Here is an 18522-nt window from a genome sequence, read left to right as displayed (position 1 = left end):
CGCACGCTCACGCAGCTCGGCAGGATAAGGGGACGGACGGGCCATGACTCGATCCTCTCAGGGAATCGAGCCTCCATCAGACCCGGAGCGGTTCAATCCCCAGCCCAGCCCTGGCCACCGCCCCGGCCGCCCCCCCCCCGAGCTGAACGCTCGGTGAACCCTCTCGGAATGCGGTGGCGGGATCGGCCCCGGGTTTTGTACCGTGGAGGAACAAAGTGGCTCCCGCCCGTTTTCCCTGACCGGCGGGCGGGGCCGCCTTGTCCCTCCCTTCGGGGTCTTTTTCGTTCCTGGAGCTGCCGATGACGGCCACCGCCACGCCCACCGTCCTCACCGCCCGTGCCCTCCTGCTCGACATGGACGGCACCCTGGTCAACTCGGATGCCGTCGTCGAGCGCATCTGGCGCCGCTGGGCCGAGCGGCACGGGCTGGACGGTGACGAGGTGATGAAGGTGGTCCACGGCCGGCAGGGTCACGCCTCCATGGCCGTACTGCTGCCCGACCGGCCCATGGAGCAGAACCTCGCCGACAACGCGCGCATGCTCGCCGAGGAGACCGCCGACACCGACGGCGTGGTCGAGATCCCCGGCGCGAGCGCCTTCCTCGCGTCCCTGCGCGGTCTCCCGCACGCCCTGGTGACCTCCGCCGACGTCCCGCTGTCCACCGCGCGGATGAACGCCGCCGGGCTGCCGCTGCCCGAGATCCGCGTCACCGCCGAGTCGGTGGGCGCGAGCAAGCCCGATCCCGAGGGGTTCCTGAAGGGCGCCGCCGAGCTGGGCGTGGATCCGGCGGACTGTGTCGTCTTCGAGGACTCCGGCGCGGGGATCGCCGCGGGGCGCTCCGCGGGGATGACGGTGGTGGGGGTCGGGCCCCGCGCCGCTCTGCACGGACCTGACGTGGTCGTGCCGGATCTCACGCAGGTGCGGGTCGAGGCGACGGGCGACGGGACGATCCGGCTGCACATCGGCTGACGCGGCGTTCCCGCCCGCCCCTCACGGCTCCCGCGTCTCCGCCTCCAGGCTCTTCCGGGTCGCCGGTCCGTACACCCCCAGGGTGTCGCCCCGGACGCCCCGGGCCAGTTGGTAGGTGCGTACGGCGTCCTCCACCGGGCGGGTGAAGTCGCCGTCGATCTGGTCGCCGTAGAGGTTCAACTGCCGTAGCCGCTGCTGGAGTTCGGTCACCTCCGGGCCCTGGTCGCCGAGGTGCAGCACCGGTGCGACGGCCGGGGTGGTCCGCGGGGCGGCGGAGGCGGTTGTGGAGGCCGGGCTGGACGGGACGGCGGGCGGAGACGGGGACGGGGACCGGGACGGGGGCGGCGATGTGGACGGTGTGGCCGGCGGGCTCGGGGGGCCGGCCGATGCGGTGGGCGGTGGCACCGGCCGGTGCGACGGGGCCGGGGAGGACGGCGCCGGCGGCGACGCCGGGACCGGTGTGCTCACCTCCGGGACGCTCTGCCTGACCTCCTGGGCCGCCCGGTCCCGGGACGGCGCGTGATACGCGAACAGCCCGCTCGCGAACCCGGCCGCCGCGAGCGCCGTGCCGGCGGCCGCGGCACACAGGAGGACGGTGGTGCCTCGCCGGTTCGGCCACGGTGGCTCGTGCTGCGACTGGGATGGATCGTCGTTCGGCTGCAGCGCCGCTGTGGCTGGTCGCTCCCCCAAGTTCTCGGCTGCGCTCGAACCCGGGGGGACCCCCATCGCGGCGGAGCCGCATATCAAAGCACGGCCCCGTGCCCCTTCGGGGCGCTTCCCCTCGAGCTCCGACACCGCGCGTAACGGAAGCGTGGTCTCGGCGGGCTCGACCTTCACATACGGCCGTATCCGCAGCGGGTCGAAGTCCTCCGCCGCTGCCGCCTCGGCCGTGCGCGTCTCGCGCAGGGCCTCGGCCGCGCGCTCGGTGCAGTCGCAGGACGGGCTCAGGTCCGGACCCCTCGGTGCCCCGCACTCCGGGCAGCTGCGGCCCTCGGAATCACTCACGCGTTCGCCCCTCCCCTCACGAACCACCGACACTATGCGCAACTTCTTCGCATCCGCCGCCCGAAACGCGGGACTCGACAGGCCATGAACGGTGACTCCGACCACGATGGAGTCAGGTGCATCCGAGCCCCGGGAGGTCTCCATGGCCCTGGACACGCACGGCACGGAGAAGGAGATCAAGGCCGCCGAGCACGTCTCCGGCAACGTGATGGTCTCGATCGGCGCCCTGCTCCTCGGGCTGCTGCTCGCCGCGCTCGACCAGACGATCGTCTCGACCGCGCTGCCCACCATCGTCAGCGATCTCGGCGGTCTCGAGCACCTGTCGTGGGTCGTCACCGCCTACTTGCTGGCCTCGACCGCCGCGACCCCGCTGTGGGGCAAGCTCGGCGACCAGTACGGGCGGAAACGGCTGTTCCAGGCCGCCATCGTGATCTTCCTCGTCGGCTCGGCCCTGTGCGGCATGGCGCAGAACATGGGCGAGCTGATCGGGTTCCGGGCGCTGCAGGGCCTGGGCGGTGGCGGACTGATGGTGCTGTCGATGGCGATCGTCGGCGACATCGTGCCGCCGCGTGACCGCGGGCGGTACCAGGGGCTGTTCGGGGCCGTGTTCGGGGCGACCAGCGTGCTGGGCCCGCTGCTCGGCGGGCTGTTCACCGAGCATCTGAGCTGGCGCTGGGTGTTCTACGTCAACCTGCCCGTCGGCGTCGTCGCGCTCGCCGTGATCGCCACCGCCCTGCACATCCCGCGCCGCACCGCGCACCACGTCATCGACTACCTCGGTACGTTCCTGATCGCGTCCGTCGCCACCTGCCTGGTGCTGGTCGCCTCCCTCGGCGGGACGACCTGGGCCTGGGGCTCGGCGCAGATCATCGGGCTGGCCGTGCTGGGCGTCCTGCTGGCCGTGGCGTTCGTCGCCGTGGAGCGCCGGGCCGACGAACCGGTGCTGCCGCTGAAGCTGTTCGGCATCCGCACCTTCACCCTGGCCGCCGTCATCAGCTTCATCGTCGGCTTCGCCATGTTCGGCGCGATGACCTACCTGCCGACCTTCCTGCAGGTCGTGCACCGGGTTTCGCCGACCGTGTCCGGGGTGTACATGCTGCCCATGGTCGCCGGCCTGCTGCTGTCGTCCACGGTCTCCGGGCAGATCGTCAGCCGCACCGGCCGCTGGAAGGTGTTCCCGCTCACCGGCACCGCCGTCACCACCATCGGCCTGCTCCTCCTGCACCGGCTCGACGAACACAGCTCCACCGCCGAGATGAGCGCCTACTTCTTCGTGTTCGGCCTCGGCCTCGGCCTGGTCATGCAGGTGCTCGTCCTCATCGTGCAGAACGCGGTGTCGTACGAGGACCTGGGCGTCGCCACCTCCGGCGCGACCTTCTTCCGCTCCATCGGCGCCTCCTTCGGCGTGGCGATCTTCGGCACGGTGTTCGCGAGCCGCCTCGGCGACAAGCTCGCCGCCGCCCTCCGGGGCGTGCACCTGCCCCCGGGCGCGTCCGCGAACTCCCTCAAGTCCGACCCGCGCGGCATCGCCGCCCTGCCGCCCGCCCTGCGCCCGGCGGCCCTGCACGCGTACGCGTCCGCCATCACCGACGTCTTCCTCTACGCCGCCCCCGTCGCCCTCCTCGGCTTCCTGCTGGCCTGGTTCCTCAAGGAGGACCGGCTGCGGGGCTCGGTCACCGCGCCGGACGCCTCCGAGACCATCCCGCCCAACCCGGTCGAGCGGTCCTCCTACGACGAGTGCAGCCGCGCCCTGTCCCTGCTCGGCACCCGTGAGGGCCGCCGCGAGGTCTACCGGAAGATCACCGAACGGGCCGGGTACGACCTGCTGCCCGCCGCCAGCTGGATGCTGCTGCGCATCCGCAAGTACGGCTCCATCGAGCCGGGCGTGCTCGCCGAGCGCAGCCCCGTCCCGCTGGAGGCCGTCCTCGCCGCCGCCCGCCAGGTCGAGGAACGGCAGCTCGCCGAACGCCAGGGCCTGGACCTGTACTTGACCCCCTCCGGACGCGTGGTCGCGGAACGGCTCGCCAAGGCCCGCGAGGAGTCCCTCGCCGAACTCCTCGGCGACTGGTGGGAGCCCGGCCGTTCCACCGACCTGACCCAGCTCGTCAGGGAACTCACCGGCGAACTGTGCGGCACCGAGCGCGAGCGACCGCACAACGCGACGACCACCAGGGTCAGTTGAGCGCCAGCTCCTTGCGGAACCAGTGCTCGGCGTAGACGTCGTCGTTGTGCGGACCGGTCTCCGTGTAGCCGAGTCGGGCGTACAGGGTGCGCGCCTCGACCAGGTCGGAGCGGGTGTCCAGGATCAGCCGCCGGGCACCGAGGGCGCGGGCGGCCTCCTCGGCTGCGGCCACCAGCAGCGGAGCCCCGCCCCTGCCGCGCAGCTGCTCGTACACGAACACCCGGGTCAGTTCCGCCGTGTCCGGCTCCAGCAGCCGTACCCCCGCCGACCCGGCCGGCTCACCGTCGTACCGGCCGACGAGCAACTGCCCGGTGGGAGGCGCCAGTTCGGATCCCGTCGCGGCCGCGATCTCCCGCTCCAACTCGTCGGGGCCGGTACGACGGCCCTCGTGCAGCAGGTACCAGCGGTCGCTGACCTCCGTGTAGTACGCCCGCCACAGCGCGGCGGCGACCGGGGAGTCGTACGGTTCCGGGGCGATCGTCCACGTCATGCCGGCCATTGTCGGCGGCCGTCCCCGCACCGACGAGCGAATTTCCGCAGACTGTCTGCCGTGAACCGCACCGACCGTCTCTACGCCCTCGTCGAGGAACTGCGCGCCGCCGCTCCCCGGCCCCGCAGCGCCCGCGCGCTCGCCCGGCGCTTCGAGGTCAGCGTCCGCACCATCGAGCGGGACCTGGCCGCGCTGCAGCAGTCCGGGGTGCCCATCCACGCCGAGCCGGGCCGCAGCGGCGGCTATGTGCTCGACAGGGAGCGGACGCTGCCGCCGCTGACCATCACCCCGGCCGAGGCGACCGCCCTCGCCGTCGGGCTGCACACGCTCTCCGGGACCCCGTTCGCGGCGGACGCGCGCAGCGCGCTGCACAAGGTGCTGGCCGTGATGCCGGAACGGGAGCGCAGGGCGGCGGCCGAGCTGACCGAGCGGGTACGGCTGCTCGTCCCGGCCGCCCGCCCGGCGCGGCCCGCCGGACCCGTGGTGCCCGCCGCCCTGCGGGAGGCGCTCACCGCGGGCCGGGTGCTGCGGCTGCGGTACGCCGACGCCGCCGGCCGGATCACCGGACGGGACGTGGAACCGCTCGGCTTCCTCGGTGGCACCGAGCACTGGTACCTGGCCGGCTGGTGCCGGCTGCGCGACGCCCCGCGCGGCTTCCGGCTGGACCGGGTCCGCGAGGCCACCGCCCTGGACGAGCGGGCCCCGCACCGCGCCGTGGACCTCGCCGCCCTCGACACGCTCGGCTCCGACGTCGTACCGCTCGACGCGGCGACCGTGATGTGACGGCAATCACCGACAGGGGGGTGTCGCGGGCGGGGCGCAGGCTGATGCCCATGACATCGACATCGACCTCCCTGACGAGCTCCGCCGGTCTCACCCCCGCCACCGGCATCGCCCTCTTCGACCGCTGGACCGCGCTGTGGAACGGCGACTTCAGCGACCCGGAGGCGTTCCTCGCGCCCGGCTTCCGCATCCGTTTCGGCAACGATCCCGAGCGGGGCGCGACCACCGACGCGGTGCACGGCCCGGCCGGGATCCTCGGGCTGATCTCCGCCTTCCGCGAGGAGAAGCCCGGACTGCGCTTCACCGTCGACGGCACGCCGGTGGTGGACGGCGCGTCGGGCCGCACCGCCTGCTGCTGGTACGTGACCCTGCCGGACGGCACCCAGAAGAGCGGGATCGACCTGCTGGAGGTGGCGGACGGGCGTATCGCGGCGGTCCGGTCGGTGACCGGACTGCGCCGCTTCGCGGACTGATCACCGTTTGCGGCTCCCCTTCCGGGTCACCCGGAGGGGGAGCCGGCCGGTGGGGCCGGTCCGAGCGGAAGGCAACCATGTCCACAGGCATGATCGTGCTGGCCGTGATCGTGGTGGTCGTGATCATCGCCGCGGCCGCCTCCCCGGTTCTGCGCGGTCGCGGACGGTACGGCGGGCCCGGCCTGAGGCAGCGCTTCGGACCCGAGTACGAGCGGACCGTCGCCCTGCACGACGGGGACACCAGGGCCGCCGAACGGGAGCTGGCCGAGCGCGTCGAACGCCACGGTGGCCTGCGGGAACGGCCACTGGACCCGGCCGGGCGGGAGCATTACGCGGCCCGCTGGACGGCCGTGCAGGAACACTTCGTCGAGTCGCCGCGGCAGGCGGTGGCCGAGGCCGACCAGCTCCTCGCGGACGTCGCGGCCGCGCGCGGCTACCCGGACGGCGGGCGCTACGAGGAGCAGCTGGCCGCGCTGTCCGTGCACCACGCCGACCACGTGGACGGCTATCGGCAGGTGCACCGGGTGGCCCGTACGGGGGCGCGCGACGGGCTGACCGAGGCCGGCTCCGGGACCGAGGAGATGCGGACGGCGCTCGTCGGCGCACGCGCCCTCTTCGACGACCTGACCCACCCCTCCGGGGAGACCGGCAGCCGCTCCAGGAGCCGTACCAAGGAGGGTTGAGCACCATGTCGGACAGCAAGAGCCGCCGCCGCGAGGACGAGGACTGGACCCCGGAGGACATGCCCCTGGGCCACCGCACACCGACAGAGTCCCTGCCGGAGGAACGGCTCCCCGGCGAACCGCCGCCGACGGGGGCCCCATCCCGCCTCCCCGGCTCGATCGGCCCCGGCAGGGACGGCCTCACAGCCGACGACCTCACCCCGGAGGACACGCCTCCACACCCACCGGGCCCCGCGGACATCGACGGCGGTACGGCGAGCGGCGCCGGCATACCGGGCGAGAGGCGTGTGCCCGGCGAGGGCGGTGGGGCCTACGAGAGTCCTATGCCCGACGACGGGCTGGGGGTTCCGTCCCCCGGGGACGTGACCGCGCGTGAGGCGCGCACCACCGAGTCCACCGCGCCGGACGCCTGGCCGACGGCACCCGGCGGCGCCGCATCCGGCCGTGTCGGTGAGACGGCGCCCGCTCCCTCCGGCACCGGCGCGCCCCTGCTGCCCCACGACGAGACCGACCGCTGGGAGCAGCGGATGCGGCAGCTGGCGGCCGGGTTCGTGGACGAGCCCCGGCGCGCGGTCGAGCAGGCCGATCACGTGGTCGAGGAGATCGCGGGGCGGTTCGAAGAGGCTGTGGAGCGGCGCCGGCGTACGCTGCGGCGGTCCTGGGAGGCCTCCGAGGACCGCGGATCCGGCTCGGACACCGACACCGAGCAGCTCAGGCTGGCGCTGCGCGACTACCAGGAGCTGGCCGGCCGCCTGCTACACCTCTGACGACCCCTTGGCGGCAGCCCTGCGCTGCCGCCACTCGCGCACGACCTCCTCGACGTCGTACGGCTTCTTGCCCAGCGGGGGACCGGGCGGCGGCTTGAACATCATGTCCTTGATCTTGACGTTGACGTCCTCGATGATCTTCCGCGCGATCCGCTCCGACGGCGCCGCGTAGGCCGCCGCGAGCGCGTCCTCGGCCTCCTTGCGCAGGGCGAGGGCGGGCGGCAGGACGGACAGGCCCTCGCGCACCATCTTCCGCTTGACCCACCACAGTTCGTCGTAGGTGGAGTCCAGTCCGGCGGGCAACGGCTCACCCGTGCCCGGCAGCCGCTCGAACTCACCCCGTCCCTGCGCGTCGCGGATCTGCTTGTCGGCCCAGGACTCGAACGGCACACCCGGTGGCTTTCGCTCGGTCATGAACCCATTGTGCCGGACGCGGCCCCGCCGGGCGTTTTATCATGCGGCGGCGGCACCTCGATCCGGCCGCCGCACCACGAAGGTCGTACAGGGGGAAACGCTCGTGCTCGAACTCACCATGGCCACCGTCTCCGGGGCCGACGCGGGTGCCACGGCCGGCATGACGATGGCCGAGGCGCCGAGCGAGCCGGGCGCCGTGCTCCGGGTCGGCCGCGACGCGTCCGTGTGCCGGCTGGTCACCCCCGAGGACTGGCTGTTCGTCTCGCGGGTGCACCTGGAGTTCCAGTGCACCCCGGACGGCGGCTGGCAGTTGAGCTGGCTGCGCGGTTCGCAGGCCGAGCCGTCGTCCGAAGTGCGGCTGCTGGTGGGGGAGTACGCGCAGCCCGTCGGCTACGGCGCGACCGTACCGCTGCCGCACGGCGGGTCCGGCGAGATCGTCGTCCAGGACCGCACCGCGCCGCGCAGCGTCAACGTCGGCTTCTACCACGAGGTCTGAGCCCCCAGCCGGGCGACGGGCGGGGGCCGCTCAGTCCAGTACCCGGGCCAGCGCGAACCCGTCGTACCCCTTGCTGCCGACCGTCTGGATCGCGGTGCCGCTCAGCCTCGGATGGGTGGCGATCAGCTCGATCGCCGCGCGCGTGCCCACGACGTCGGGCTCGGTGCTGCGCTCGTCGACGACCCGGCCGCCGCGCACCACGTTGTCCACGACGATCAGGCTGCCGGTGCGGGTGAGCCGCAGCGCCCACTCCACGTAGTGCGCGTTGTTGGCCTTGTCGGCGTCGATGAACACCAGGTCGAACGGGGCCGGGTTCTCGTCGGCGAGCTTGGGCAGCGACTCCAGGGCCGGGCCCACCCGCACCTCCGCGATCCGGTCCAGGCCGGCCCGGGCGAGGTTCCGGGTGGCCACCTCCGCGTGCCTGGCGTTGTACTCCAGCGACACCAGTCTGCCGTCCTCGGGCAGGGCCCGGGCCAGCCAGATCGTGCTGTAACCGCCGAGTGTGCCGATCTCCAGGATGTGCCGCGCGCCCTGCACCTGGGCGAGCAGCTGGAGGAACTTGCCCTGTGCCGCCGAGACGGCGATGTGCGGCAGACCGGCCGCGTCGTTCTCCCGCAGGGCCGCCTGCAGCGCCTCGTCATCGGGGGCGAGTCGGCTGGTGAAGTAGTCATCGACGTCGTCCCAGAGCTGGGAGTCGCTCATGCTCCTGCTGCCTTTCCCGAGTGCCTGCCGTTCCCGCTGACATCGTCTCAGCCGACGGGCGCGGACGGGGTGATCATCGACGGATTCACCGGCCGCCGGGAGCGCCGTACGACGATCACGACGCCGGCGGCCGCCACCGTCAGGAGCACGCCGGCCACGGTGAGCAGCCAGGCCGGGACCCCGGCGACCTCGCGCAGCCGGTCGTCGTAGCTCACCTGCTGCACCGGGGTGTCGGTGGCGGCCCGGCGCAGCTCGTGGTCGCCGGAGATGCGGTCGGGCTCGGGGAACCGCTGGGTGAGGGCGGTCAGGTACGGCGTACCGGCGGCCAGCTCGCCGAGGGTCCCGCCGTGTGCGTGGACCCGGCCCGCGAAGACCACGCTGGGCGCGAGGCCGCCGATCGTGGTGCGGGTCTCCATGCGGTGGGCGGCGAGGACGTACAGGCCGAGCGACTGCGGGGTGCGGGCGAGGCGGGAGAGACGCATCGGGTACACCGGGCGGTCGGCGGAGAAGGTGAGGTGGAGGGGGTCCAGCGCGCCGTGCAGGGCGGAGTCCCGGGTGTCCGGGGCGAGGCGGACGGCCACGTACTCCCAGTGCATGTCGACGTACGGCCGCAGGGCCGTCCGCAGGCGGGCGGGCAGGGAGAAGCCGTGGGCGTGCAGCCAGTCGCCGAGGGCGGCCGGGTCGGTGGCGGTCAGCCGGGCCACGTCGAAGGGCCCGAGCCGCTGGCGGCCGACCACGTCCACGCCGCCGGCGGCGGGTGGTGCGGCGGCGCCGGCGGAGTTGTCGTAGCCGTGGAGGGGCCAGTCGCCGTTTTTCGGCCAGAAGTGGTACCGGGTGCGGTGGACGGGCTGGATGGCCCTGGAGAGCTGGTCGAAGAGGGCGGGGTCGCCGAGACGGACGGTCGCCCGGTGCGGGACGGGCATGATCCAGGCGGCGTGCCGCGCGTCGCCGTTCACCGTCAGCCGCATCACGATCTGCTCCTGGCGGCCGTCCCAGCGGAGCACGGACTGCTCCTGGGCGACGGATATCTCCGTCGCCGGGTCCGGCACCATCGCCCCGCAGCCGCAGGCGTAGGCCGGGGCGACGAGCCAGCTCAGCTGGATACCGAGGAGGGCGAGGACGAGGGCGACTATGCGAGCGCGGGCGTTTTCCACAGGGCAACAGACGGTGCTGCCCTTGTCATCGGTTCCGGGCGTGTCCGGCGTGCGGCGACCGCAACTCCCCAGGGGGCGCGGGGAACTGCGCGATCAGCCCCCACGCACCCGCACCCGGCATACACCCCGCGCCCCTGCGGCGCTCACCGCTGCTCCACCGCCGGGGCGGAACCCGGCAACGGCCGCCCCGCCGACTCCGACATCCGCCACACCGCGAACCCGCCCACGACAGCCGCCGCCATCATGTAGTACGCGGGCATCATCATGTTCCCGGTCGCCCCGATCAGCGCCGTGACCACCAGCGGAGTCGTCCCGCCGAACAGCGACACCGACACGTTGAACCCGATGGACAGGGACCCGTACCGCACCCGCGTCGGGAAGAGAGCGGGCAGCGCGGCCGGCATGGCCGCCGTGAAGCAGACCAGCAGCAGACCCAGCGCGCCCATGCCCAGCGCGACGGCGAGCAGGCTGCCCTGGCGGATCAGCAGCAGGGCCGGGACGGAGAGGAACAGGAAGCCCGCGCAGCCCGCCGCGATCACCGGGCGGCGGCCGACCCGGTCGGTCAGCGCGCCCGCGAACGGCTGGACGACCATCATCAGGGCCATCACGCCCAGCACGACCAGCAGCCCGTGCGTCTCGTCGTACTTCAGCTCACTGGTGAGGTAGCTCGGCATGTACGACAGCAGCATGTAGTCGGTGACGTTGAAGACCAGCACCAGGCCCATGCACAGCAGCAGCGCCTTCCACTGGCCGGCCACCATCTCGCGCAGCGGCACCTTCGGCCGCGCGGCCTCCGCCTTCTCCACCTCGGCCGCGAACGCCGGGGTCTCCTCGAGCCGCATCCGCAGATACAGGCCGATGATGCCCATCGGACCGGCGATGAGGAACGGGATGCGCCAGCCCCACGACACCAGATCGTGCGAGGACAGCAGCGCGGTCATCAGGGTGACCAGACCCGCGCCGCCGATGTAGCCCGCCAGCGTGCCGAACTCCAGCCAGCTGCCGAAGAAGCCGCGCCTCTTGTCGGGGGCGTACTCGGCGATGAAGGTGGAGGCACCGGCGTACTCGCCGCCGGTCGAGAAGCCCTGCACCAGCCGGGCGGCCAGCAGGAGCAGCGGCGCGCCCACGCCGATCGAGGCGTACGACGGGATCAGGCCGATCGCGAACGTGCCCGCCGCCATCATGATCATCGTGACGGCGAGCACCTTCTGACGGCCCACGCGGTCGCCCAGCGGACCGAAGACCATGCCACCGAGCGGCCGGACCAGGAAGGCCGCCGCGAAGGCGCCGAAGGTCGACAGCAGCTGCGCGGTCGGGTTGCCGGACGGGAAGAAGACCTTGCCCAGGGTGACCGCGATGTAGCTGTAGACACCGAAGTCGAACCACTCCATCGCGTTGCCGAGCGCGGCCGCCTTCACGGCGCGCCTGACGAGCGCGGGGTCGGTGACGGTGAGGTCACGGGCCGTGGAGGCCCGCCGGGTCTTCACGAGGGACGGGGAGACGGCTGTGGCGGTCGCCAAAACGGGGCTCGCCTACCTTTCGACGGGGACAGGAACGCGGTCCGCACGGCGACACTGCCGGAATTCGGGCCGAAAAGTGACCATAGGCGGACTTGGGCACTTTACGTCACGTATGCGGTTAGCTGCATACTGCACCCAAACGATGCATACGCAGGTACGTCTGCCCACTCAGGTCCAGCCATTCCGGTCCCGCGCTGTGATCCTTCTCGCGCCCCGGCCGGGCAACCGCCCATGCCCCCGTCTATCGTCTTCCGGACAAAAGGAGAACGGACGTCAGGTGAAGCGTTGGTTTCCCGCGTCCTTCTCCGGGGGGTTGGGACCCTCATAGGGTTCTCAGAGGAATCCGGCGGCGTGACCGGCGCCGGGACCGAACGGGGCGGGAGGCCGACGAGGCGTGGCGAACGTGGAGCACAGCGGGCGACCAGTGGACACCTTCGGCAGGGCCCCGGCCGAGGCGAGGCTGCGCGCGGCGCGGCTCGCCCTGTGGGCGGTCGCCGCGATCCTGGCGATACGGCAGCTGACCGTCGTCCTCACCACGCCGAGCGGCGAGCGGCTGACCGACCTGGAGACCTGGGTCGGCCCCCACGGCGTGCTGCATGTGAACGGCTCGATCTACGACTCGACCCGGTTCACCGGCACGCCCCTCGGCGGTCTGGTCCTCAAACCCCTCACGCGCTCCGCTCAAGCCGCGCTCGGCTGGGGCTGGACCTTCGGCACCCTGCTGCTGGTCGTCGCGCTCGGTCTGGTGGCGGCCCGCGCGCTGCCCCAGCCGGTCGGCCGCCGCACCTCCCTGCTGGCCGCGCCGATCGCGATCAGCCTGCTCATGCTGTCGCTGCCGGTACGCAACGCCCTGTGGCTGGGCCAGACCAGCATCATCCCGGTCCTGCTCGTCCTGCTCGGCTGCTTCACCGTACGCGGCGAACGCGGGAGCGGGGTGTGCATAGGCCTGGCCGCCGCTCTGCAGCCGACCATGCTGCTGTTCGCCCCGCTGCTGTGGTTCACCGGCCGCCGCCGGGCCACCGCCGCCACGGCCGGCACCTTCGCCGCCTGCACCGCGCTCGCCTGGGCGGCGCTGCCGCACGACTCGTACACGTACTGGGTGCACCACATGGCCGGGACGGGCCTCGGCGGCAAGGCCGACGCTCTCGGCAACCAGTCCCTGCACGGCGCCCTGCTCCGCCTGGGCGTGAGCGGCCCGCTGGAGATCGGCCTCTTCCTGGTGCTGAGCGCCGCCGTCGCCGCGCTCGCCCTGCGCCGCGCCGTCCGCTACGCGCACGACGGCCAGCTGCTGCTCGCCGTGGCCGTCACCGGCTGCGCCGTCGTCGCGGTGTCTCCCACCGCCTGGCAGCACCAGGTGCTGTGGGTGCTGCTCGCGATGGTCGGCCGGGTCGGCAGGCGGGCCTCCGACCGCTACGTATGGCCCGTCGCCATGATCCTGGTGACCACCCTGCCGGCCAAGATGATGCTGCCGAACATGGCGGTGATGCACCCGCTGCGCGACAACCTCGTCCTGCTCGCGGCGCTGGCCGCCGCCACGGCCGTACCGTTCCTGTCCCGGACGTCCCCCCACTACCAGATCCCGATCCCGGCGGAGTACGCCCCACCGGTCCCGGCCCGCTTCCGCCACATCCCCCTGCTCCCCTTCCTCCGCCGCGTCCTCAGCCGCCCGAACCTCCTCCTGGAGCTGCTGCTCATCCGGGTCGTCTACGCCGCCTACTCGCAGGTGCGGCTCGCCGCGACCGGCGGCACCGTCTCCGGCGGCCGGGCCCGCGCCGAGCACCACGGCCACATCGTCCTCGACACAGAGCGTGTCCTGCACATAGACATCGAGCACCGGGCCAACCACGCCGTCGTGAAGATCGAATGGCTGCGGGACTTCTTCAACTTCTACTACGAGTCCTTCCACTTCATCGCGCCCCTGACGATCCTCGCCGTCCTCTACTGGCGCCGCCCCGTCGACTACCGCTGGGCCCGCGCCTCCCTCGGGTTCGCCACCTTCCTCGCCCTGATCGGCTTCTGGCTCTTCCCGCTGGCCCCGCCGCGCCTGATGCCGGGTCTCGGCGTGATCGACACCGTCCACGGCGTCCAGGACTTCTCCAAGCCCGACTACGGCACCCTCACCGCGCTCACCAACCAGTACGCGGCGATGCCCTCGCTGCACTTCGGCTGGGCCCTGTGGTGCGGCCTGGTCATCGCGATCATCGCCCCGAAGTGGTGGATGAAGGCCCTCGGCCTCCTGCACCCCCTCTTCACCGTCTCGGCCATCGTCGCCACCGGCAACCACTGGGTGCTGGACGCGGTGGGCGGCGCGGCGGTGGTGAGCGCCGGCTTCGGGCTGTCGTACGTGTTCCAGGGCCCGCGGGCCCGGATCGCCACGGCAGCGGCGGCACGCCGGGAGTCCCCCGGCCAGGAGGTCGCGCGCCCGCCGCTCGCCGTGACGGAAGGGCAGCCGTGACGAAGCTCGTGTCGTTGCCCTCGGGCGGATCGGGAGAGAACCTCGACTGGTTCGCCACCTCCGGCCTCTTCGACGACGTGGCCGCGTTCATCCTCCGTCACGTGACGGACGCTCAGGTCCGGCGCGATGTCACCGCGGGCGCGGCATCGGGCCATGTGTTCGTCGGGGACCTTCCCGAACCCGATCGGACGAACGTCCTGACCGCCCTGCGTGACGCCTTCCCCCGCCATGTCGACGCCGAGATCTATCCCCCCGCGGTGACCGCCCGGATGGACGACCCGGACCTCTTCGTCGCCCGCGCGAAGTCGCTTGCGCAGATGGCCGGCAGAAGCATCGCGCTGCGCGCGACACCGGCCTGGATGCACCTGACCCGGCGGGACCGGTCCTCACCCTCGACCCCGCCGGCTTCACCGCCTTCGTGAACGTGGCCTCTACAACCGCTGAATGATCGTCCCGGTGGCCAGCCCACCGCCCGCGCACATGGTGATCAGCGCGAACTCCTTGTCCACGCGCTCCAGTTCGTGCAGGGCGGTGGTGATCAGGCGGGCGCCCGTCGCCCCCACCGGGTGACCCAGGGCAATCGCACCGCCGTTGACGTTGACCTTGTCCAGGTCCTGTTCGAAGACCTGCGCCCAGCTCAACACCACCGACGCGAACGCCTCGTTGATCTCGACCAGGTCGATGTCCTTCAGGGACATCCCGGCCTTGCCCAGCACCGCGCGCGTCGCGTCGATCGGGCCGTCGAGGTGGAAGTGCGGGTCGGCGCCCACCAGCGCCTGGGCGACGATCCGCGCCCGGGGCCTCAGCTTCAGCGCCCTGGCCATCCGCTTCGACGCCCACATGATGGCCGCCGCCCCGTCCGAGATCTGCGACGAGTTGCCCGCCGTGTGGACGGCCGTCGGCATCACCGGCTTCAGGCCGGCCAGCGCCTCCATGGACGTGTCGCGCAGCCCCTCGTCCTTGTCGACCAGGCGCCACATGCCCTGACCTGCGTACTGCTCCTCCTCGGTGGTCGGAACCTGCACGGCGAAGGTCTCGCGCTTGAAGCGTTCCTCGGCCCAGGCGAGGGCCGCCCGCTCCTGGGAGAGCAGGCCCAGCTTGTCCACGTCCTCCCTGCTCAACCCCCGGTGCCGCGCGATGCGTTCGGCCGCCTCGAACTGGTTCGGCAGGTCCACGTTCCACTCGTCCGGGAACGGCTTGCCGGGGCCGTGCTTCGACCCCGATCCCAGCGGGACCCGGCTCATCGCCTCGACCCCGCAGCTGATCCCGACGTCGATCACGCCCCCGGCGATCATGTTGGCCACCATGTGCGAGGCCTGCTGGGAGGAGCCGCACTGGCAGTCGACCGTCGTCGCCGCCGTCTCGTACGGCAGCCCCATCGTCAGCCAGGCCGTGCGCGCGGGGTTCATGGACTGTTCGCCGGCGTGGGTGACCGTGCCGCCGACGATCTGCTCGACCGCGTCGGCGGGGATGCCGGTGCGGCCGAGGAGTTCACGGTAGGTCTCGCCCAGGAGATAGGCGGGGTGCAGGTTGGCGAGCGCGCCGCCGCGCTTGCCGATCGGGGTGCGTACGGCTTCGACGATCACGGGTTCGGCGGCCATGGGTGCGGGTCCTCTCCGAGAGGGCTCTCCTCCAGAACTGGTACGCGTTCTAGTTCTGCCCAGCAGTCTGCTGACGTGATGTCCATCACCGCAAGAGTCTTGCAGGTGCCGGACTGGTGATCTGCACGAATTCCGCACGGATTGGGGCTGCCGTACCCCTTGCGACTTGTAGAACCCGTTACTACCTTCACGGCACCCGCTGATGGGCCGTCAGAACGGACTGAGACCGGACGACGGGAGTCGCCGATGCACTGCCCCGCGCTGCCCGACGGGTTCGACTTCACCGACCCCGACCTGCTGCACCACCGTGTGCCCCTCCCGGAGTTCGCCGAGCTGCGCCGCACCGAGCCGGTCCGCTGGATCCCGCAGCCGCACGGCCGCGCGGGCTTCGCCGACGACGGCTACTGGGCCGTGACCCGGCACGCGGACGTCCGGTACGTCTCCACGCACCCGGAGCTCTTCTCCTCCACCGTCAACACAGCGATCATCCGCTTCAACGAGCACATCGAGCGCGACGCGATCGACGCACAGCGGCTGATCCTGCTCAACATGGATCCTCCGGAACATACGCGGGTGCGGCAGATCGTGCAGCGTGGCTTCACGCCACGTTCCATCCGCGCCCTGGAGGAGCGGCTCCGGGCGCGTGCGGAGGCGATCGTCGCGAGTGCCCGCGCGCGCTCCGGGCCCTTCGACTTCGTCACCGAGGTCGCCTGCGAACTGCCCCTGCAGGCCATCGCCGAGCTGATCGGCGTACCCCAGGAGGACCGGTCCAAGATCTTCGACTGGTCCAACAAGATGATCGCCTACGACGATCCCGAGTACGCCATCACCGAGGAGGTCGGCGCCCAGTCGGCCGCCGAGATCATCGCCTACGCCATGAACATGGCCGCCGAGCGCAAGCAGTGCCCCGCCCACGACATCGTCACGACCCTCGTCGCGGCGGAGGACGAGGGCAACCTGAACTCCGACGAGTTCGGCTTCTTCGTGCTGATGCTGGCGGTGGCCGGGAACGAGACCACCCGCAACGCCATCACCCACGGGATGCACGCGTTCCTGACCCATCCCGGGCAGTGGGAGCTGTTCAAGCGGGAGCGGCCGGACACGACGGCCGAGGAGATCGTGCGCTGGGCGACCCCGGTCAACGCCTTCCAGCGGACGGCCACCCAGGACATCGAGCTGGGCGGGGCCCGGATCGGGAAGGGCGACCGGGTCGGGCTGTTCTACGCCTCCGCCAACCACGACCCCGAGGTCTTCACCGACCCCGACGCCTTCGACATCACCCGTGACCCCAATCCCCACCTCGGCTTCGGCGGGGGCGGCCCGCACTACTGCCTCGGCAAGTCCCTGGCGATCCTGGAGATCGACCTGATCTTCAACGCGATCGCCGACGCGATGCCCGGCCTGCGGTCCGCCGACGAGCCCCGCCGGCTGCGCTCGGCCTGGATCAACGGCGTCAAGGAACTCCAGGTCACCACCGGCTGAACCCGCGTGGGTCGGCCCACCCCGAGGGAGGCAGGAGCACCCCTACCCCAACGCCCCGTTCCTGCCTCCCCCGAGGTCGGCGAAGTCACAGGTCGGCGGGGTCACTCCCGGCCGGACGCCACCACCGCCAGCACGCCCGACGCCACCGCCGCGAGCAGCAGCGGAAGGGCGAGACCGTGGTGCAGGACCAGCCACGCGCCCAGGCAGGCACCGGCGAGCATGGCGATCACCGAGGCCGTGCGGCGCGGTGAGCGGTGGCCGGTGGCGTCGCCGAGGCGGGACTCGGAGGCCAGGCCGGTCAGGGTCATGGTCAGCACGGTGGTCGTCAGGTCGGCGACGCCCAGCTTGCGGACCGTCGCGTTGCGCAGGCCCATCGCGTACCCCGTGAGGGCGATCAGGGCGTAGACCGTGCCGGTGGCGTGCGGCCAGGCGAAGGCGACCGCCGCCGACAGGGCCACCAGGACCGCCTCGGCGGTGAGGGTGAGGCGGGTCCAGGTGAGGCGCGACCCCTTGCCGACGCGGGCCGCCAGCCGGCCGCCGGTCACCGCGCCCAGCAGGAAACACCCCAGCGAGGTCGCCGTGTGCGGCACGGAGAAGCCGGGCGCGCCGGCCGCCGCGAAGCCGAGGACGACGACGTTGCCGGTCATGTTGGCCGTGAAGACCCGGCCCAGGCCCAGATAGCTGACGGCGTCGATCAGACCGCTCACCACGGTCAGGACCAGCAGCACGAGCACGAGCCGCAGCCCGCGCGCCTCGGGGTCCGGTGCCGGTGTGCGCGCTGTCGTCATGCGACCACTTCAGCACGTGTCCGGCGGCGGGGGCCGGACATGCGCGCGCACCCCCGCCCGTCGAGGGGCGAGGGTGCGCGCGTGTGCTGGGGGGCGGCTACCGAGTGGCTCAGTACCAGCCGTTGGCCTGCCAGAAGCTCCAGGCCTTCGCCGGGCTGCCGTAGCGGGACTTCATGTAGTCCAGACCCCACTTGATCTGGGTGGCCGGGTTGGTCTTCCAGTCGGAACCGGCGGAGGACATCTTGGAGCCCGGCAGGGCCTGGACCAGGCCGTAGGCGCCGGAGGAGCTGTTGGTGGCGCTCGGGTTCCAGCCGCTCTCGTGCGAGACGATCTTGTTGAACGCGTTGAACTGCGCGGCGTCCGGGATCATCTTGTGCGCGATCGCCTGGGCGGAGGAGGCCGAGCTGGGGGCGGCCTGGGCGGGCGCCGCGCTCAGAGCCATGCCGGCGGTGGCGGCGGCCACGGCGGCGATGGTGAGGGCCTTCTTCGGGGAAGCGATGCGGCGGATGAAGGAGACGGACACGGAGTACCTCTTGCGTCGGGGACAGGGGATCGCCCG

At 72.2% G+C, this 18522-nt stretch carries 19 protein-coding genes; 10 read left to right on the top strand and 9 right to left on the bottom strand.

The annotated features are described in order from the left end of the window. Positions 1 to 299 precede the first annotated feature (299 nt). Positions 300 to 968 (top strand): HAD family hydrolase, encoded by a 669-nt coding sequence (locus tag ACWDEN_RS18560; protein ID WP_351604364.1) that lies wholly within the window; start codon positions 300 to 302, stop codon positions 966 to 968. A 21-nt stretch (positions 969 to 989) separates the two neighbouring features. On the opposite strand, the gene ACWDEN_RS18555 is transcribed toward ACWDEN_RS18560, so the two are convergent. Continuing rightward, a complete protein-coding gene (locus ACWDEN_RS18555; protein ID WP_450859656.1) occupies positions 990 to 1973 on the bottom strand; it encodes a peptidoglycan-binding domain-containing protein in 984 nt (327 codons plus the stop codon). Between the two features lie 142 nt (positions 1974 to 2115). Here ACWDEN_RS18555 and ACWDEN_RS18550 point away from each other — a divergent pair, with 142 nt between their 5' ends. Next, on the top strand, positions 2116 to 4155 hold the full coding sequence (locus ACWDEN_RS18550; protein ID WP_351604368.1) for an MDR family MFS transporter: 2040 nt from the start codon (positions 2116 to 2118) through the stop codon (positions 4153 to 4155). On the opposite strand, the gene ACWDEN_RS18545 is transcribed toward ACWDEN_RS18550, so the two are convergent. Further along, complete coding sequence (locus ACWDEN_RS18545) at positions 4148 to 4654, bottom strand: GNAT family N-acetyltransferase (RefSeq protein WP_351604369.1); 507 nt, start codon at positions 4652 to 4654, stop codon at positions 4148 to 4150. The two genes, ACWDEN_RS18550 and ACWDEN_RS18545, sit on opposite strands and share 8 nt — an antisense overlap. Positions 4655 to 4705: 51 nt before the next feature. Here ACWDEN_RS18545 and ACWDEN_RS18540 point away from each other — a divergent pair, with 51 nt between their 5' ends. From ACWDEN_RS18540 to ACWDEN_RS18525, 4 genes are all read left to right on the top strand, one after another. Continuing rightward, the gene (locus ACWDEN_RS18540; protein WP_351604370.1) at positions 4706 to 5428 is read left to right on the top strand and encodes a helix-turn-helix transcriptional regulator; all 723 of its coding nucleotides are present in this window, start codon (positions 4706 to 4708) and stop codon (positions 5426 to 5428) included. A gap of 50 nt (positions 5429 to 5478) precedes the next feature. Further along, complete coding sequence (locus ACWDEN_RS18535; RefSeq protein WP_351604372.1) at positions 5479 to 5901, top strand: nuclear transport factor 2 family protein; 423 nt, start codon at positions 5479 to 5481, stop codon at positions 5899 to 5901. A 77-nt stretch (positions 5902 to 5978) separates the two neighbouring features. Continuing rightward, positions 5979 to 6584 carry a hypothetical protein gene (locus ACWDEN_RS18530; protein WP_351604374.1) on the top strand — a complete coding sequence of 202 codons (606 nt, stop codon included), beginning with the start codon at positions 5979 to 5981 and terminating at the stop codon, positions 6582 to 6584. A gap of 5 nt (positions 6585 to 6589) precedes the next feature. Next, positions 6590 to 7351, top strand: a complete 762-nt coding sequence (locus ACWDEN_RS18525) for a hypothetical protein (protein WP_351604376.1) — start codon at positions 6590 to 6592, stop codon at positions 7349 to 7351. Here ACWDEN_RS18525 and ACWDEN_RS18520 read toward each other — a convergent pair. Beyond that, complete coding sequence (locus ACWDEN_RS18520) at positions 7340 to 7765, bottom strand: DnaJ family domain-containing protein (RefSeq protein ID WP_351604378.1); 426 nt, start codon at positions 7763 to 7765, stop codon at positions 7340 to 7342. The two genes, ACWDEN_RS18525 and ACWDEN_RS18520, sit on opposite strands and share 12 nt — an antisense overlap. Positions 7766 to 7868: 103 nt before the next feature. On the opposite strand from ACWDEN_RS18520, the gene ACWDEN_RS18515 reads away from it, so the two are divergent. Then, positions 7869 to 8261 (top strand): FHA domain-containing protein, encoded by a 393-nt coding sequence (locus tag ACWDEN_RS18515; RefSeq protein WP_351604380.1) that lies wholly within the window; start codon positions 7869 to 7871, stop codon positions 8259 to 8261. 30 nt (positions 8262 to 8291) lie between these two features. On the opposite strand, the gene ACWDEN_RS18510 is transcribed toward ACWDEN_RS18515, so the two are convergent. The 3 genes from ACWDEN_RS18510 to proP all read right to left on the bottom strand — a co-directional run bounded on the left by ACWDEN_RS18510 (position 8292) and on the right by proP (position 11604). Continuing rightward, a complete protein-coding gene (locus tag ACWDEN_RS18510) occupies positions 8292 to 8963 on the bottom strand; it encodes an O-methyltransferase (protein WP_351604382.1) in 672 nt (223 codons plus the stop codon). Between the two features lie 47 nt (positions 8964 to 9010). Then, entirely contained in the window at positions 9011 to 10117 is a 1107-nt protein-coding gene (locus ACWDEN_RS18505; protein ID WP_351604384.1) for a DUF2330 domain-containing protein, read from the bottom strand. Positions 10118 to 10260: 143 nt separating this feature from the next. Beyond that, complete coding sequence (proP, locus tag ACWDEN_RS18500; protein WP_351604559.1) at positions 10261 to 11604, bottom strand: glycine betaine/L-proline transporter ProP; 1344 nt, start codon at positions 11602 to 11604, stop codon at positions 10261 to 10263. A gap of 427 nt (positions 11605 to 12031) precedes the next feature. On the opposite strand from proP, the gene ACWDEN_RS18495 reads away from it, so the two are divergent. Further along, positions 12032 to 14092, top strand: coding sequence for a bifunctional glycosyltransferase 87/phosphatase PAP2 family protein (locus tag ACWDEN_RS18495; protein ID WP_351604386.1), 2061 nt, complete (start codon positions 12032 to 12034; stop codon positions 14090 to 14092). Next, positions 14089 to 14514 carry a hypothetical protein gene (locus tag ACWDEN_RS18490; protein WP_351604388.1) on the top strand — a complete coding sequence of 142 codons (426 nt, stop codon included), beginning with the start codon at positions 14089 to 14091 and terminating at the stop codon, positions 14512 to 14514. Before ACWDEN_RS18495 ends, ACWDEN_RS18490 begins: the two co-directional genes overlap by 4 nt. Before the next feature lie 9 nt (positions 14515 to 14523). Here ACWDEN_RS18490 and ACWDEN_RS18485 read toward each other — a convergent pair whose 3' ends face one another. After that, positions 14524 to 15693, bottom strand: coding sequence for a steroid 3-ketoacyl-CoA thiolase (locus tag ACWDEN_RS18485; RefSeq protein ID WP_351604390.1), 1170 nt, complete (start codon positions 15691 to 15693; stop codon positions 14524 to 14526). 246 nt (positions 15694 to 15939) lie between these two features. Between ACWDEN_RS18485 and ACWDEN_RS18480 the strand changes: the two genes are divergently transcribed. Continuing rightward, complete coding sequence (locus tag ACWDEN_RS18480; protein ID WP_450859655.1) at positions 15940 to 17175, top strand: cytochrome P450; 1236 nt, start codon at positions 15940 to 15942, stop codon at positions 17173 to 17175. 101 nt (positions 17176 to 17276) lie between these two features. On the opposite strand, the gene ACWDEN_RS18475 is transcribed toward ACWDEN_RS18480, so the two are convergent. Further along, on the bottom strand, positions 17277 to 17963 hold the full coding sequence (locus tag ACWDEN_RS18475; RefSeq protein WP_351604394.1) for a YoaK family protein: 687 nt from the start codon (positions 17961 to 17963) through the stop codon (positions 17277 to 17279). Positions 17964 to 18072: 109 nt separating this feature from the next. Then, positions 18073 to 18486, bottom strand: a complete 414-nt coding sequence (locus ACWDEN_RS18470) for an aggregation-promoting factor C-terminal-like domain-containing protein (protein WP_351604396.1) — start codon at positions 18484 to 18486, stop codon at positions 18073 to 18075. Between the last annotated feature and the right edge of the window lie 36 nt (positions 18487 to 18522).

The organism is Streptomyces sp. NPDC001153 (genome assembly GCF_053598315.1).
Note: the sequence above shows the minus strand (reverse complement) of the source record. Positions and strands in the feature narration are given on the sequence as shown.